Annotated in this window: 18 protein-coding genes; 9 read left to right on the top strand and 9 right to left on the bottom strand. The window is 33.7% G+C overall.

What is annotated here, in order from left to right:
* The 3 genes from murQ to EG849_RS08400 all read right to left on the bottom strand — a co-directional run bounded on the left by murQ (window position 1) and on the right by EG849_RS08400 (window position 2499).
* Complete coding sequence (gene murQ / locus EG849_RS08410) at window positions 1–813, bottom strand: N-acetylmuramic acid 6-phosphate etherase (protein ID WP_125012640.1); 813 nt, start codon at window positions 811–813, stop codon at window positions 1–3.
* Between the two features lie 216 nt (window positions 814–1029).
* The gene (locus EG849_RS08405) at window positions 1030–1749 is read right to left on the bottom strand and encodes a ZIP family metal transporter (protein ID WP_125012639.1); all 720 of its coding nucleotides are present in this window, start codon (window positions 1747–1749) and stop codon (window positions 1030–1032) included.
* Window positions 1750–1767: 18 nt separating this feature from the next.
* Entirely contained in the window at window positions 1768–2499 is a 732-nt protein-coding gene (locus tag EG849_RS08400) for an SAM-dependent methyltransferase (RefSeq protein ID WP_125012638.1), read from the bottom strand.
* A 104-nt stretch (window positions 2500–2603) separates the two neighbouring features.
* Between EG849_RS08400 and EG849_RS08395 the strand changes: the two genes are divergently transcribed.
* Both EG849_RS08395 and EG849_RS08390 read left to right on the top strand, forming a co-directional pair.
* Window positions 2604–3770, top strand: coding sequence for a THUMP domain-containing class I SAM-dependent RNA methyltransferase (locus EG849_RS08395; protein ID WP_125012637.1), 1167 nt, complete (start codon window positions 2604–2606; stop codon window positions 3768–3770).
* Between the two features lie 17 nt (window positions 3771–3787).
* Entirely contained in the window at window positions 3788–4021 is a 234-nt protein-coding gene (locus tag EG849_RS08390; protein ID WP_125012636.1) for a hypothetical protein, read from the top strand.
* Between the two features lie 78 nt (window positions 4022–4099).
* On the opposite strand, the gene EG849_RS08385 is transcribed toward EG849_RS08390, so the two are convergent.
* From EG849_RS08385 to rlmD, 3 genes are read right to left on the bottom strand one after another with little or no spacing between them, the layout of a single operon-like run.
* A complete protein-coding gene (locus EG849_RS08385; RefSeq protein ID WP_233581765.1) occupies window positions 4100–4777 on the bottom strand; it encodes a DUF6048 family protein in 678 nt (225 codons plus the stop codon).
* A 25-nt stretch (window positions 4778–4802) separates the two neighbouring features.
* A complete protein-coding gene (locus EG849_RS08380) occupies window positions 4803–5339 on the bottom strand; it encodes a DUF6452 family protein (RefSeq protein ID WP_125012634.1) in 537 nt (178 codons plus the stop codon).
* Between the two features lie 3 nt (window positions 5340–5342).
* Window positions 5343–6755 carry a 23S rRNA (uracil(1939)-C(5))-methyltransferase RlmD gene (gene rlmD / locus EG849_RS08375; protein WP_125012708.1) on the bottom strand — a complete coding sequence of 471 codons (1413 nt, stop codon included), beginning with the start codon at window positions 6753–6755 and terminating at the stop codon, window positions 5343–5345.
* Between the two features lie 121 nt (window positions 6756–6876).
* Between rlmD and EG849_RS08370 the strand changes: the two genes are divergently transcribed.
* The 4 genes from EG849_RS08370 (at window position 6877) to EG849_RS08355 (ending at window position 10308) form a co-directional block, all read left to right on the top strand.
* Complete coding sequence (locus tag EG849_RS08370) at window positions 6877–7722, top strand: tetratricopeptide repeat protein (RefSeq protein ID WP_125012633.1); 846 nt, start codon at window positions 6877–6879, stop codon at window positions 7720–7722.
* Window positions 7723–7806: 84 nt separating this feature from the next.
* Complete coding sequence (locus EG849_RS08365; RefSeq protein ID WP_125012632.1) at window positions 7807–8223, top strand: OsmC family protein; 417 nt, start codon at window positions 7807–7809, stop codon at window positions 8221–8223.
* A gap of 281 nt (window positions 8224–8504) precedes the next feature.
* A complete protein-coding gene (gene rocD, locus EG849_RS08360; protein ID WP_125012631.1) occupies window positions 8505–9743 on the top strand; it encodes an ornithine--oxo-acid transaminase in 1239 nt (412 codons plus the stop codon).
* A gap of 100 nt (window positions 9744–9843) precedes the next feature.
* Window positions 9844–10308, top strand: coding sequence for a DUF5362 family protein (locus EG849_RS08355; protein WP_125012630.1), 465 nt, complete (start codon window positions 9844–9846; stop codon window positions 10306–10308).
* A gap of 67 nt (window positions 10309–10375) precedes the next feature.
* Here EG849_RS08355 and EG849_RS08350 read toward each other — a convergent pair whose 3' ends face one another.
* Both EG849_RS08350 and EG849_RS08345 read right to left on the bottom strand, forming a co-directional pair.
* Entirely contained in the window at window positions 10376–10720 is a 345-nt protein-coding gene (locus EG849_RS08350; RefSeq protein ID WP_125012629.1) for a CCC motif membrane protein, read from the bottom strand.
* 24 nt (window positions 10721–10744) lie between these two features.
* Window positions 10745–11023 carry a DUF2752 domain-containing protein gene (locus EG849_RS08345; RefSeq protein ID WP_125012628.1) on the bottom strand — a complete coding sequence of 93 codons (279 nt, stop codon included), beginning with the start codon at window positions 11021–11023 and terminating at the stop codon, window positions 10745–10747.
* A 116-nt stretch (window positions 11024–11139) separates the two neighbouring features.
* On the opposite strand from EG849_RS08345, the gene EG849_RS08340 reads away from it, so the two are divergent.
* Window positions 11140–11334, top strand: a complete 195-nt coding sequence (locus EG849_RS08340) for a hypothetical protein (protein WP_125012627.1) — start codon at window positions 11140–11142, stop codon at window positions 11332–11334.
* On the top strand, window positions 11315–11863 hold the full coding sequence (locus tag EG849_RS08335; RefSeq protein WP_125012626.1) for a Smr/MutS family protein: 549 nt from the start codon (window positions 11315–11317) through the stop codon (window positions 11861–11863). Before EG849_RS08340 ends, EG849_RS08335 begins: the two co-directional genes overlap by 20 nt.
* A 33-nt stretch (window positions 11864–11896) precedes the next feature.
* Here the strand turns inward: EG849_RS08335 and EG849_RS08330 are convergent, their stop codons facing one another.
* Window positions 11897–12922, bottom strand: a complete 1026-nt coding sequence (locus EG849_RS08330; protein WP_125012625.1) for a hypothetical protein — start codon at window positions 12920–12922, stop codon at window positions 11897–11899.
* Window positions 12923–13051: 129 nt separating this feature from the next.
* Between EG849_RS08330 and EG849_RS08325 the strand changes: the two genes are divergently transcribed.
* The gene (locus EG849_RS08325; RefSeq protein ID WP_125012624.1) at window positions 13052–15802 is read left to right on the top strand and encodes a helix-turn-helix and ligand-binding sensor domain-containing protein; all 2751 of its coding nucleotides are present in this window, start codon (window positions 13052–13054) and stop codon (window positions 15800–15802) included.
* The last annotated feature ends 239 nt before the right edge of the window (window positions 15803–16041 follow it).

The raw sequence follows: 16041 nt of genomic DNA, 5'->3' as shown, positions 1-16041 counted from the left end.
TTATTTTTTATAATTTTCGATAGAATTCCGAACGTTTTTGTGTTTTTCAAGCAATGATTTTGCTTCGGCTTCAGTTATTGAAAGTTCGTCCATGATCATTCTTACGGCTCTGTCCACAAGCTTGTGATTGCTCAATTGCATATCGACCATTTTGTTTCCCTTCACTTTTCCCAGCTGAATCATCGTGGCGGTTGAAATCATATTCAAGACCAATTTTTGAGCTGTTCCGGCTTTCATTCTGGAGCTTCCGGTTACAAATTCGGGTCCGACAACCACGTCAATCGGCAAATTTGAAGTTTTTGACAGCGGACTTTCGGCATTGCAAGAAATGCTTCCGGTAATGATATTATTTTCGTTGCATTTTTGCAAGCCTCCAATGACATAAGGCGTTGTTCCCGAAGCCGCAATTCCGACAACGACATCGTTTTGGTTGATATTCCATTCTTGTAAATCTTTCCAAGCTTGGTCATTATCGTCTTCAGCAAATTCTACCGCTTTTCGAATGGCAGTGTCGCCACCAGCAATAATTCCGATAACCAAGTCAAACGGAACGCCAAAAGTGGGCGGACACTCTGAAGCATCTACGATTCCCAACCTTCCTGAAGTTCCGGCACCGATATAAAATAAGCGTCCGCCTTTTTTCATTTTTTCTACCACTTTTGAAACTAAATTTTCAATTTGTGGCAAGGCTTTTTCTACGGCAAGTGGTACGGATTTATCTTCATTATTGATATTTGATAGTAAATCTGAAACTGACATTTTTTCTAAATGTTCGTATTTTGAAGCTAGTTCTGTAGTTTTTGTGAAGCTCATTTCTGGTCGAAATTTTATTTCCTCAAAGTTACAAAGTTTCTTGTGTCTGCGTGAGGGATTACTTCACATTTTTAATATTGTTTTGGAGTTCAGTGAATTTCATTTGTAGCGGAAATCCTTTTATTTTTTTTCTTTAAAAAAATAAAAGATTGGGAGCAAAAAGCCCGACCCCAGGAAAATGCCAATTTGGCTTTTTCCTGGGGTCACGCCCAAAAACTATATGAAATAAGCAGTGGCAATTCCGATGGCGATCATCGACAATTTGGCCAGATTGAACTTGTGTCCTTCACTGCTTTCAAAAATGATTGTGGAGGAAATGTGGAACAAAATTCCGATTACGACTGCGGTAATTTGGGTATAATATTCGATTAAAAAAGGCAAATATTGAGCTGTTACTGTGCCTAATGGCGTCATGAATGCGAAGACGACCATAAAAAAGAAAATGGCGGTTTTATTCAATTTTGCATTCACAAAAAAGGATGTCAAAATGATGGCGATAGGCAAGTGGTGAATGGCGATTCCGAGGGCCAAATCGTTGTGGTGGCTTACCGGAAAACCTTCTAAAAGTGCGTGGATACAAAGACTGATGAATAAAAGCCAAGGCATTTTTTGCATTTCTTCATGGCCGTGAACGTGACCGTGTTCTGCGCCTTTTGAGAAAAATTCCAAGATGATTTGGAATAAAATTCCGAGCATTATAAAAATCCCAACCGCGTTGGAATGTGCATGTTCGTGATTGTGCTCGTGGCCGTGGTTCATTTCGGCTTCATACACTTCGGGCAAAAGATGCATTACCGTTATCGAAAGCAAAAAAGAACCGCTGAAAGCCATCAAAAGTTTCAGGTTGGTTTTCTTCGTAGGCTTTAAAAATAAGGCAACGGCATAGCCGATCAAAACCGAAAATAAGGGAAGAATGTAAGTTAAAATGTTGTCCATTTAAATAGAACTATTGAATTATTTAAAAACCATAATTAGTCTTTCGCTCTCGTTTTTGAAGAATTTTTTCAGCTTGTAATCTCCAAAGGTGTCTAAAAGATAAATTCCGGCTTCTTCCATCATTTCTTCAAAATCTTGCAATTTCAAGGCTTGTACTTTTTCAGTGAAATGAAACTTTTCGCCTTTATCTTCAAAATCAATTTCCTTGTAAATATGATTGTCTTTTACATATCTTTTGATGTGAAAGTCAATGCCGTCAACGGTTTTTACTTCTTGAGGAACTAAATTTTCAATTACCCTTTGAACATTCATAAAATCAATTACGGCAAAACCATATTCGGTCAAGCTTTCTTGAATGGCTTTTAAAGTAGTCAAATTATCAGCGTCATTTTCAAAATAGCCAAAACTGGTGAAGAGGTTAAAAATGGCGTCAAATTTCTGCTCAAACGGCATTCTCATATCGTGAACTTCAAAATGCAGTTTCTCATTTGCATTTTTTGAAGCTTCGGCAATGCTGTTTTCAGATAAATCGGCACCGGTAACGTCATAACCCAATTCGTTTAAATAGATAGAATGACGTCCTTTTCCGCACGCTAAATCCAGAATTTTCGCTTCTTCTGGAAGATTCAAATAGTGCGTGATATTGTCCATAAACACTTGTGCTTCGGCATAATCTCGGTCTTTGTAAAGAATGTGATAATAAGGAGTGTCGAACCAAGAGGCGAACCAAGTATTGTTTTCTTTTTGCATCGTATTTATTTAAGCCACAAATTTAGTGTATTTTTGCAGAAAATTGGCATAAGCCAAAATGTAAAACGCAATTAAGTTGCAATTTTACGAATTAGAAGAATTTTATGGAAAATTTTAAAATGATAGCCAAGACTTTTTTTGGCTTTGAAGAAATATTAGCAAAAGAATTGCAAATTTTAGGCGCCCAAGATGTAGAACAAGGCGTGAGAATGGTAAGCTTTGTGGGAGACAAAGGTTTTATGTACAAAGCCAATCTTTCGTTGCGAACAGCATTAAAAATTTTAAAACCGATTTATTATTTCAGGGCCAATAATGAATTGGGCTTGTACAAAGGAATTTCAGGAATCGATTGGTCAAAATACCTGAACGCCAACCAGACTTTTGTGATCGATACAACGGTTCATTCTGATTATTTCAAGCATTCGCAATTTGTTTCCCAAAAATCAAAAGACGCGATTGTGGATCAATTTAGAAACAGAATAGGAGCAAGGCCAAGCGTTGACAAAGATTATCCCGATTTGAGAATCAACATCCATATTGACAAAGACCAAGTTTCTGTGGCATTGGATACTTCTGGAAATTCTTTGCACCAAAGGGGGTACAGAACTGCGACCAATATTGCGCCAATCAATGAAGTTTTGGCGGCGGGAATGGTGTTGCTTTCAGGTTGGGAAGGCCAAGGCCATTTTATTGACCCAATGTGTGGTTCAGGAACAATTTTAGCAGAAGCGGCGATGATTGCCTGCAATATTCCGGCAAATTTGAACCGAAAAGAATTCGCTTTTGAAAAATGGAATGATTGGGACAATGATCTTTTTGACCAAATCACCGATTCGCTTTTGAAGAAAGTAAAAGAATTTCATTACACCATTCAAGGCCATGATAAAGCGCCATCGGCAGTTGCTAAAGCAAAAGATAACATTAAAAATGCGAATCTTGACGAATATGTAACCATTTCAGAAAAGAACTTTTTTGATACTGAAAAAATAACGCAAGGTCCGCTGCACATGGTTTTTAATCCGCCGTATGGAGAGCGTTTGAATATTGAAATGGAACGTTTTTACAAAGATATCGGCGATACATTGAAACAAAGCTATCCGGGGACAAATGCGTGGTTTATTACTGCCAATTTAGAAGCTTTGAAATTTGTAGGCCTAAAACCTTCGAGAAAAATCAAGCTTTTCAACGGAAGTTTAGAAGCAAGATTGGTGAAATATGAAATGTATGAAGGAAGTAAAAGGACTAAATTTCAAGATAGAAAAGAAGAATAATTATTAAAAATATAAAAATGAGTTTAAAGGCACAAGCATTTATTTACCAACTATTGAGTTTTGCGGTATTGTTTATCGGATTCCGTTTTTTGATTGGCACTTACACAAATTTGACAGGACTTTGGGTTCCTGTTACTGCATTTATTATAGGAACTATAATTTCTCCAAAATTTCAAGCCGTTAAAACCAATGATGGCGAAAAGCTTTTTATGAGCTGGATTTTCTTAAAAGGAATCAAGCAGATTAAGTAATTAGATAATATGTTGAAAAAGAAAATGAGATAATTAGTTTACAACTAATTATCTCATTTTTCTTTTTGTGCAATTTTCTTATTTTTTATCTTCTACTTTTGGAATGTTCTTTTTCTTATAAAGTGGAATAAAGTAGCTCACGGTATAATTGAATCCCACACCAAAATCAGCTTCATAGGTTCGGTTAAATCCAGGAATATATAAGTTGTCGAAATTTTCAGGCTTTTTATTTGAAACCAAATGATTCAGCCTTACGCTGAAACCCAGAAAAACATTGTTAATCACTTCCGCTTTCACACCAGCAACAATTTCAATCCAATGCGCAGAAAGACCATCAAATTCTCTAGGAAGAATTGCTGATTGCCCCTCAAACGGACTTGGGTAAGGCGCGTAAATGCTGTAACTGTTCAATTCCTGAGAAAAGGAACTAACGCCATAGCGCAAACCTAATGTGATGAGATTTTCCATATCCAACCAATTCTCATACATATTGTAATCAACTCCCACTTTAAAATATGTTCCCTTTGTGGTAAAGTTCATCTGAGCTTCATCGGTCGTTTTATTTTCATTACCCATTTCTCCAGCTATAAAAATCTTTTTAGAGTAACGATAATCGGCAGTAATTTCAAAACCTTTATAATCTTCATCATAAAGTGATCGGGTAATTTTATATAAATCAGCTCCAACACGCAATCCATAACGATCCGTTTTTGGAACAATGCTGTCTTTTTTTATAGTTTGCTGTGAAAAAGACATTTTTGAAACCAGCACTAATGTTAGGCTAAAAATAAATTTTAACGTGTATTTCATTTTCCGTTTGTACATTAGGTAGTTCAATAATTAAGTTTTTGATCCATCGATCTTCTACTGCATCCGTTTGATTTATGTTAATAATATCAAAGTTAGTTTTGAATCCGCACGCTCTCGATACATAAATCTGTTCAGAATTATAACTAATTGTCATATCATCATCAAAAAAAACTAAAGGATCACTACTTGCAGGATCATCTAATCTTAATTTAAAAGTAGTCTCATTGCTATTAAAATCTAAAGGAAGCGCAATTTTTGTTCCTGTCGCAATAAATTTAGTGGAATCAGTTGCCGTAGAAGATTCATTCAAAACAACGCTTTCTGTATCATTTACAAAAACCTTCAAATTCGAAACACTTCTCAAAACATTAGGATTATTGAATTCATAAAACTCAAAAATCAATCTTGGAGTTGTGGGCGTTGTATCCGGACAAATATCATCTTTTTCACATCCAAAGATGGAAATGGCACAAAATAAGGCTACAATTATTTTTAGAAATTTCTTCATCTGCTATCTTTTTTCCAAAAGTACAACATTTTCAACGTGGTGCGTCTGCGGAAACATATCCACTGGACGAACTTTGGCAACTTTATACATTTCATCCATTAAAGCCAAGTCACGCGCTTGCGTGGCAGAACTACAACTCACATACACGATTCTTTCTGGCGCAATATTTAAAATCTGTTGCACCACATCTTTGTGCATTCCATCTCTCGGCGGATCAGTGATAATAACGTCTGGCTTGCCGTGTTGCGTAATAAAAGCATCGTTGAAAACTACTTTCATATCGCCCACAAAAAACTCGCAGTTGGTAATATTATTGCGTTTCGCATTTTCTTTGGCATCAGCAATTGCTTCAGGAACCGCTTCCACGCCAATTACTTTTTTAGCTTGTTTCGAAACGAATTGTGCTATGGTACCCGTTCCGGTATACAAATCATACACTAATTCATTTCCGGTCAGACCCGCAAAATCTCTCGTAATTTTATATAATTCGTAGGCTTGGTCTGAATTTGTCTGGTAAAAAGATTTCGCATTAATGCTAAATTTCAAACCTTCCATTTCTTCCAAAATATAATCTCTGCCTTTATACAGAACCACATCTTGGTCATAAATAGTATCGTTTGGCTTGCCATTGATGACATATTGAAGCGACATAATGTTTGGGAATTTCTGTAATAAAAATTCCAGCAAACCTTCTCTTTGTTCTTTGTTTTCTTCAAAAAATTGAATCAAAACCATAATTTCTCCGGTCGAAGCCGTACGAATCATCAGCGTTCGCAACAATCCTTCGTGATTTCTCGGATTAAAAAATGGCAAATTGTGTTCGTTTGCATAATCACGAACTGAGTTTCTGATATCGTTTGAAGGATCTTCCTGCAAATAACATTTGTCGATATTCAAAATCTTGTCCCACATTTTCGGAATATGGAAACCCAAGGCATTTTTATTCTCAAATTGCTCATCGCTCGCCAATTCTTGTTCGGTCAGCCAACGCGCGTTTGAAAACGAAAATTCCATTTTATTTCTGTAGAAAAATTTCTTCTCTGAACCTAAAATCGGTTCAAATTCAGGCAAATCAATTTTTCCAATGCGTTTTAAATGATTGAAAACCTCGTTGTTTTTGTAAAACAGCTGTTTTTCATAGGTCATATTTTGCCATTTGCAACCGCCACAAGAACCAAAATGCTCGCAAACCGGGGCAATTCTATCTTCAGAAAATTCATGAAAATTGATTGCTTTTCCTTCATAATAGGCTTTTCTCTTCTTAAAAGTCTGCACATCAACCACATCTCCCGGCACCACATTCGGAATAAAAATCACTTTTCCGTCTGGCGCTTTTGCCACTGAAACCCCTTTAGCGCCGGCATCCAGCACTTTTACATTCTCAAAAATAACCTTGTCTGTCGTCTTTCTTCCCATACCGCAAAAATAAGCGATTGTTCGGTTTAATGAATTGAAAATGGAAAATTTTTTAACGTAAGCTTTTTCTGTTAACAAATTAGAGTACTTTAGTAATTGCTATCAACCTTAAATTTTGATTATGAAAACCATATTAACCTCTTTTTTTTGTTTTTTAAACTTTGTAATTTTTGCTCAAGAAAATATTCTGGAATTTGATAAAATGTTTTATGAAAGTGAAGATCATTGGGTTGCATTTCCACCGAAAGAGGGAGAAAATAAATATATGTACGGATTTATTTATTTAGATAATACAGCAGGTTATACTTTTCATTTTGGAGGTAATTTTTCTGTTGATGCTAAAGGAAAGTTTACTTCTGAAGAGAAAAGAGCTGCTACTAGGATGATCCGTAGACTTGAGCCTAACACCATGAAAATGGCAATCATTCCTGATGCGAAATTAAAAGAACTTGAACTTCCAAAAGTACCAGATTGGTTAGAAATTTATAAATCTGATGAAACAGCAGAAACTCTTACTCGAAAAGGATATCATTTAAATCACATTGGAGCAAGTAAAAATGCGGTTCCGGTTTTACTGAAGGCTTATAAAATGAGCCCTCACGAAAAAGGTTTAGAATTTGAACTTTCATACGCTTATAATGCAATTGGTGAATTTCAAAAAGCAGTTGAAGTTCTTGAAAAAGCATTGAAAAATAATGCAAATGATCCTATGTTTTATCGCGAATTAGGTTATTCGTTCATCAATTTGGAAAAACCTTTAGAGGCAGAAAAAATTTATAAAATAGGAATCTCAATTTTAAAAGACGATTCACAAAAAGCAGAGATGGCTTATAACATGGCTGTAGTTTATTACCAATCTAAGGAAAAAAGTAAATTTGAAGTATGGGCGAAGCAAGTTAAAAAATTCGCTAAACCGGAATCACAATATGCTAAAAACATAATTTTGAGGGAAGACGAATTAAAGTAATGTTGTTAAAGTTTCTCCAAAAACACTCAAACAAACAGTTCATTTTTGTAAATTTATGAAACTAACAACCAATAAAAATAAATTATGAAAAGAGGAGCAAAAGCAGTCTGGGAAGGTTCATTAAAAGAAGGGAACGGAAAAATTTCAACAGACAGCCATGTAATGAACAATACTCAATATTCGTTCAAGACCAGATTTGAGCATGGCAACGGAACCAATCCAGAGGAATTAATTGCAGCCGCACACGCAGGATGTTTCACCATGCAATTGACCGCTTATTTAAACGAAAACGGATTTACAGTGGCTTCCATAGAAACAAAATGTGATGTTGATTTTCAAGACGGAAGCGTTGTTGGTTCACATCTTTCAGTTGTGGCGAGAGTAGACGATATCACTACAGATAAATTTCAAGAATTGGTGACAAAAGCAGAAACAACTTGTCCAATTTCAAGACTTTTAAACACAAAAATTACATCGAATGCAACATTGGTTTTAGCATAAAAACCCAAAGCATTTTGAAATACAAGAATCCCATTTTTGCATCTGAAAAGTCAGTTGGAGAAATGGGATTTACTTTATATGACAGTCATATTCAACAAGCTTCTAAATTTTTAACTGGATTTACTTTATAAATAATCGGTAATAATTGGGAAGAATGGGGGCCATATCATCTTCGATATCGATTGAAAATCAAATAAGTTTCACTAATTTTGCAAAGAATTATGGATGATTTCTCTCCAAAAGAAGGAATCAAATTTTGAAGAATAAAAAACACTGTCACTATGTCAATTTTAGAAAAAAATAATGATGCAATCGCATTAGAAGAAAAATACGGAGCGCACAATTATCATCCGCTTCCTGTGGTTTTAAGCAAGGGCGAGGGCGTATATGTTTGGGATACTGACGGAAAAAAATACTATGATTTTCTTTCAGCTTATTCCGCTGTAAATCAAGGGCACTGCCATCCAAAAATTATTGGAGCTATGGTTGAGCAAGCACAAACTTTAACGTTGACTTCACGTGCTTTTTACAATGATAAATTAGGAAAATACGAAGAATTTGTAACCAAATATTTTGGATTTGATAAAGTGCTTCCGATGAATACGGGAGCAGAAGCTGTGGAAACGGCGATCAAGCTTTGCAGAAAATGGGCTTACGAAAAAAACGGAATCGCAGAAAATGAAGCACAAATTATTGTTTGTGACGGAAATTTCCACGGAAGAACAACTACCATTATTTCGTTCTCCAATGATGAAAATGCGCGCAAAAACTTTGGTCCATACACGGCTGGTTTCATCAGCATTGCCTATGACGATTTAGAGGCGTTGGAAAACGTTTTGAAAACTCAAAAAAATATAGCTGGATTCTTAGTTGAGCCCATTCAAGGTGAAGCTGGAGTTTATGTTCCGGCAGAAGGATATTTAACCAAAGCAAAAGAATTGTGTGCAAAGTACAACGTTCTTTTTATTGCTGACGAAGTTCAAACTGGAATTGCCAGAACAGGAAAATTATTAGCGGTCCACCACGAAAATGTGCAGCCCGATATTTTGATTCTTGGCAAGGCATTGTCAGGAGGCGCTTATCCAGTTTCTGCGGTTTTGGCAAATGACTCGATTATGAATGTTATCAAGCCAGGACAACACGGTTCTACTTTTGGAGGAAATCCGATTGCTGCTGCTGTTGCTATTGCTGCTTTAGAAGTAGTTACAGATGAAAATTTGGCAGAAAATGCAACATATTTGGGAAATATATTCAGAGAAAAATTAGACAATTATATCCAAACAAGTACTATTGCAACGCTTGTTAGAGGTAAAGGACTTTTAAATGCCGTTGTGATTAACGATACAGAAGAAAGCGACACGGCTTGGAATATCTGTATGGCTTTGCGCGATAACGGACTTTTGGCGAAACCAACTCACGGAAATATTATTCGTTTTGCGCCGCCTTTGGTTATGAATGAGGAAGAACTTTTAGATTGTGTTTCGATTATCATAAAGACTTTAAAGCAGTTTGAAAAATAAAAAAGAAAGCCACTGAAAAGTGGTTTTTTTTATGAGCAAAATTTCTTTATTACAAATAAAATGTTAAATTTGATTACAAAAATAATTAAATAAATATTTTATGGAAGAAAGATCTACTTTTGAAAATTTTGAAATGCAATTGAATGAGACTGCAAAATCCTTTTTAAAGGAAATTGCCAAATGGGCTTATTTTTTATCAATTGTTGGTTATGTTGGTATTGGTTTTATGGTTTTAGCAGCACTTTTTTTTGGATCTGTAATTGCTGGCGCCGGTGCAATGAGTGGCGGTGGAATGGGAGCACTTGGTGCAATGGGAGGCACATTTATTACCGTTCTTTATTTGATTATTGCGCTAATTTATTTTTTCCCAGTTTACTATTTAAACAAGTTTGCTTCAAATGCAAAACAAGCTTTTAGGACAGATGATACTGAATCTTTGACAAAATCCTTTGAATTTTTAAAATCGCATTATAAATTTATGGGGATTTTTACCATTGTACTCATTTCATTTTATATATTGATTATTGTTATTACAATGATTGGAGCAGCGTCTTCAGCATTTTAATTACTAAATTATAGAATAAAAAAGAGCGACTTTAATTAGTGGCTCTTTTTTAATTTATGTCAAAAAATTATCTGCTTTGATTTCTCTGCGCTTCTTCTAAAGCTTTATTATATTCCGTCATAAACATTTCCCATTCTTCAGGCGTGGTAGTTGCAAATGCGTAAATAAAATATAATAAAGTTATTGCGCTTAAAACAGTCCCGATAATTGCTAATATTCTTCCGGTGTTTAAATTGCCATAATTTGAGTATAATTCAGGATTTTCTCGGTAAAGTTTCATGTCTTTGTTTGCTAAAAATAAGGCAATAAGACCAAAGATTAAACCGATAATTCCAAAGCAACAACATGTGATGATCGAAATAATTGACAGTACAATTACAGCAGTTGCATTAGGTAATTTTTGATTTTCCATTGTTTGATTTGTTTTTGGTTGTATTTAGTGATTTGATATTTTGAAAAGAAAAGCTCCGACCATAATTATTGCATTGATGATTGCCGAAGAAATGATTAATTTGTGATAGTTTCTTGCTCTGTCGATAAAATTTAGACCCACAACAATAACAAAGAGAAGTGTGGTGTAAATGGCTGGAAACATATAAAAGGCATCTGCAAAGTCACCTTTGAAAACCATAAACAAGGCTCTTTGGCTTCCGCATCCCATACATTCCAATCCAAAATATCTTTTGCTCAGGCAAGGGAGCATATACTCTTCCATTTGTCATAGATTTCTTTATTACGCAATTTTACGAAAAAAACAAGAAACTTTAAAGTGATTGAACAGTTATTATTTTATAGTTTCTTACTTTTGGAATTCAAGAAAATGAAACGATAATGAAAAAATTATTTATACCTATAATGATAATTGCGATCGGAGTTGCTTTATATGAACAAAGCAAAAGCAGTCCGAATATTTATATTATGATTGTTGCAATTGTTTTATTTATGTATGGAATGATGCGATTGACAGCAAAAGTACCAAGTAAAAACGAAGAAAATTCTGAAGAAGATGATAACGAAAGGGGATAAAGTAACGGTTTTAGACGAAGCTGTAAATGGTGTAGTTTTGTCAGTAAAAAATGATCAAGTTACTGTTGAAACTGAAGACGGTTTTGAGTTGACTTATGCGATGAAAGAACTTATTAAAATTGATTCTTCTATAAATTTAGGCATTGGAGGTCACAATTTCAATGAAGTTTTAAAAGATAAAGAAATTCCGAAGCCGAGAAGTTTTGTAAAAGAAAAGAAGGATAAAAATGAAAGGGCGGCTCCAGAATTTGATTTGCACATTGAAAAATTAGTTCCAAATAAAAGAGGTATGTCCAATTATGACATTTTGACTTTGCAAACTGAAACAGCCAAAAGACATATTGAATTTTCTATCAGAAATAGAATTCCAAAAATTGTTTTTATCCACGGAGTCGGTGAGGGCGTTTTAAAATCTGAGCTTGATTTTCTCTTGGGACGTTATGATGAAATTGTCTTCCAAGATGCCGATTATCAAAAATATGGTTTGGGAGCTACAGAAGTGTACATCAAACAGAATCCAAATAGATAAAAAAAGCTCCGATAATTTATCGGAGCTTTTTTATTAGAACGTTATGTTTCCAAAATTGTGTAATTCAGAAGTAAATTTATTTGTTAACAAGGGATCGGTTGGTTGAGGCGTAACTCTTATAAATGTAAAATCTTTGTAAGTGATCGTATAGGTTAGTTGTCCATTAACTAAGGTGGGTCCCGAAGTAATAGTGATAAAACCAGTATCATCTTCGTCAAGTGTTTCGTTTAAACCGTCTTCAGCGGCCCATTCTTCAAATAATGTTGGTAAACCTGTTACAGCGCAATAATTTTGAGCAAGAACATCTCCGTCATAAATTCTATAAGTGGCTGTAACCCCTTGTAATTGATTTAAGAATACCTTTTCTGAACCATTAATTACGGTAGGAAATAAAGTAGTTGGAATTTTTAATTCTAAAACTTCATTGATATTTTCTCTTGTAAGCTCATTTCCGATATTTGTATCAAATACTTTCAAAAATGTATTTGTTCCTGCACACCTTTGCGGCACTGTATTTCCAAAAGCAAACTTCACATTCGAATTTGTTTGGTAAACGCCAAAATTCAACGTTTCATACGTCATCGTTGCGCCATCAGAATTGACAAGCGTAATATTTTTAAAAACAATAGAATGTTGGTATTTTGCAGTACTCGCACTGGTTGTGCTTGGAATCATTGAGGTCGTAATTTCAATTGTTCCGCCGCTTGAATCAGATGTTATCCATTCTGTTGAAACCGTTGGTGTAACCGGAGGAATTGTAGCACAGAAATAAGTGTTAGTAACATTCCCATTATAAGTTCTATAAATCACTTTATTATTAGTGTTGATGTTATAAACTCTTGGTGTTGCTCCAATTTCATTTCTAAAAGGAAATCGATCAGTTGCATCATTGATTTGAAGTAGCAATGCTTCATTTGCATTTACCTTGAAAATCAAATTGTTATTGGTACAGCTAGATGAGGTAACTTCTGAAAAATCAAAAGAATCAAAAGCCATTTCACCATCATCACAGGCATTTAAAACGAACAAGCAAACCAAAAGGCTAAGGATTTTTTTCATTGCAATAGAATTTAAAGCAAAAATAGTTTTTTTTCTTATTTCTGAGGCTACATTAAATTTTATTTATGTTTTGGTATGTTTCTTTAAAATGAATATGTTTTCTATATTTGAAAAGCTAATAAATATATTTTGAAATTTAAATTTTTCGTACTCTTAATCTCCTCATTTTTAAGTTATAGTTCTTATTCTCAAGAGCTTTTACCCTTTGTTGAAAACTTTACAAAATCAGATTATAGCGGTGATAATCAAGTTTGGAATGTGGCTCAAGGCAATGATAATGCAATGTATTTTGCTAATAACCAGTATTTTTTAAGATACAATGGGGTTAAATGGGAAAAATATACGCTACCAAACAAAACTATTATTCGCTCTATTTTTATTGATGGCGATAAAATTTATTCGGGTTCTTATAAAGAATTTGGGTATTGGAAAAGAGTAGAAGGAAAGATGAAATATTATTCGCTTTCAAAAGGAAAAAATATATTTTATGGCAGTTCTGACAATGAAGAAATCTGGAAAATTTTCAAATTGGATGGAAAAATCTATTTCCAAACCTTTAATGAAATTTTTATTCACGACGATTCAAATACAACAAAATTAAAATTCCCTTCACAAGTTTCTTACTGTTATGTAGTTGATAAACAGATCTATGTGGCAACTGTAAAAAATGGAATTTACATTTTACAAGGAAATAAATTTATTAAAAAAGAAAATTGGACAGCGTTAGAAAATAATGTTGTTCATAATATGCAGAAACACAAAGGAAAGATTTATTTTTTTACAAAAAACAATGGCGTTTTCATTGAAGAAAATAATGGACTGGTTCGTTGGAATCATCCTTTAAATGATATCGTTAAAAAAGAAGTTTTAGTTACTGCCAATTTTGTTGACGACCGTACTTTGGTTATTGGAACAGGGCTACACGGAATTTACATTTTAAACTTAGACGACAATTCTTATATCAATTTAAACCGAAAAAATGCCTTAAAAAACAACTCTATTCTTTCGATTGCGGTTGACAAAGAAAAAGATTTGTGGCTCGGTTTAGATAACGGAATTTGCCACATTGAAATCAATTCCCCAGTAAAGGTTTTTACAGATAATTCAGGGATTCTCGGTTCAGTTTATTCGATTTCTACCATTAATAACGGATACCTTTTTGTAACGAATCACGGAATTTTCACAAGCAAAAATCAGCAATTAAATGTGATTCCAAATTCGCAAGGGCAAGTTTGGGATATCTTTAAAAAAGACGATGAATTTATTATTGGACACAATGACGGTACCTATATTTATGACGGAGTTTCAAATTTAAAAAAGGTAAATGAAGTAAATGGTGGCTGGAAATTTTTAAGAAGTCCTTATGAAAGCGTTTATTTTCAAGGAAATTACTCCGGAATCGTTGTGTATGAAGATACCAATGACTTAAGCAAGTGGAAATTTTTAGACAAATTGCAAAAACCAATCCGAAATATCGCTCAGAAACAAGCAGGCGAACTTTGGGCTGCAGATACCTATCGAAGTCTATATCGCATTACGTATGACGCTAAATTTAATGTAGATAAAGTTGAAAACGTTTCGCAAGACAATGGAATTAGCAATGATTATGGCGTGAAATTATTCAGCTATAAGAATGAAGTACTCTTTTATATAAATAACACTTGGTACGTTTACAATTCTATTTCGGGAAAACTCGTAAAAGACACCATTTTTAATGAAAACTTCAAAGATATCTCAGATATTATTCCCATTGATGATAATAACTTCTTGGTCTTGAAAAACGGAAATATCTATTCGATTTCGCAGGTAAACCGAGATTTTATTTGGACATCAATTCCGGAAAAATACTACGAAGGAAGAAATATCATAGAAAACATAAAAGTGAATAAAAATGGCGATGCGCTTTTTATGAATCTTGATGACGGATTCATTTCTTTTAAGTTAAATAACTCTAAGAGAAAAATTGAGAATGTTTTTGTTGAAGGTTTTTATAAAGGAAATTTAATTTTAGATGACACCAAAATAGATTACAATCAATCGGTGGAAATCAGTGTAATTACAGATTACTTTGGATACAATAGGCCTGATTTATTTTATAAATTAAATGATTCTAAAGATTTTATTCCAATAAAAAAAGGACACCTAGTTTTAAATAACTTATCAAGCGGCAATCAAGAACTTGAAATTTTTTATAATGATGGAACCAGTTTTGTGAAAACAGCGGTGTATGATTTTCAAGTTGCAAAACCTTGGTATTTTTCGTTTTGGATGATTTGTATTTATATTATTCTAATTGCGGGAAGTTTCTTTCTATATTACAAGTGGAATAAAATCAGGTATTTAGAGAAAATTAAATTGAACGAAGAAGAATTAAAACACCAAAAAGAAATTCTGCAACTCGAATTAAATGCGGAGAATAAGCTGAAATTGCAAGAATATGAAAAACATATCTTAGAAATTGAAGTACAAAACAAAGCTTATGAAGTTGCTGGAAAATCTCTTTCAATTGCAAAGCAAAGTGAAATGATTGAAAGTATTAAACAAATTTTAGAAAAAGAAACCGATTTATCGCAACTAAAATCTAAGATAAAAAAATCGATTAAAATTAACGCGCTTAATAAAAATGAGTGGGAGAGTTTTCAGCATAATTTGATGCAAAGCAATGAAGATTTTGTACATAAATTATCAAACAAATATCCGATTTTGACTTCTAAAGACATTAAACTTTGTATCTATTTAAAAATGAATTTATCTTCAAAAGAAATAGCACCACTAATGAATATTTCTTTCCGTGGAGTTGAACTACATCGTTATAGGTTACGAAAGAAATTAGAGCTGACGTCAGAAGAAAGCCTTTCTAAGTTTATGATTAATGTGTAAAAAGAACTACTTTTTTACGCATATTTTAATTATTAAACCCTTTTTTTAAGATATTATAACCCATCAATACTACATCATGCCTACTTTTTTAACATAACTTTTAATGTAGTGTTTGTAATTTTAATTATCTATTAATCAATTATTTGAATTTGTTTTTTTTTAAAATGATGTAGTCATGTAGTGAGGGAGTCATGGTTACTACAACGTTGTAATTTGTTAATTTAGTAGCACTAACTTTA

This window comes from Flavobacterium macacae, from assembly GCF_003865365.1.
Lineage (GTDB): Bacteria > Bacteroidota > Bacteroidia > Flavobacteriales > Flavobacteriaceae > Flavobacterium > Flavobacterium macacae.
This window is presented reverse-complemented; position numbering and strand designations above follow the sequence as displayed.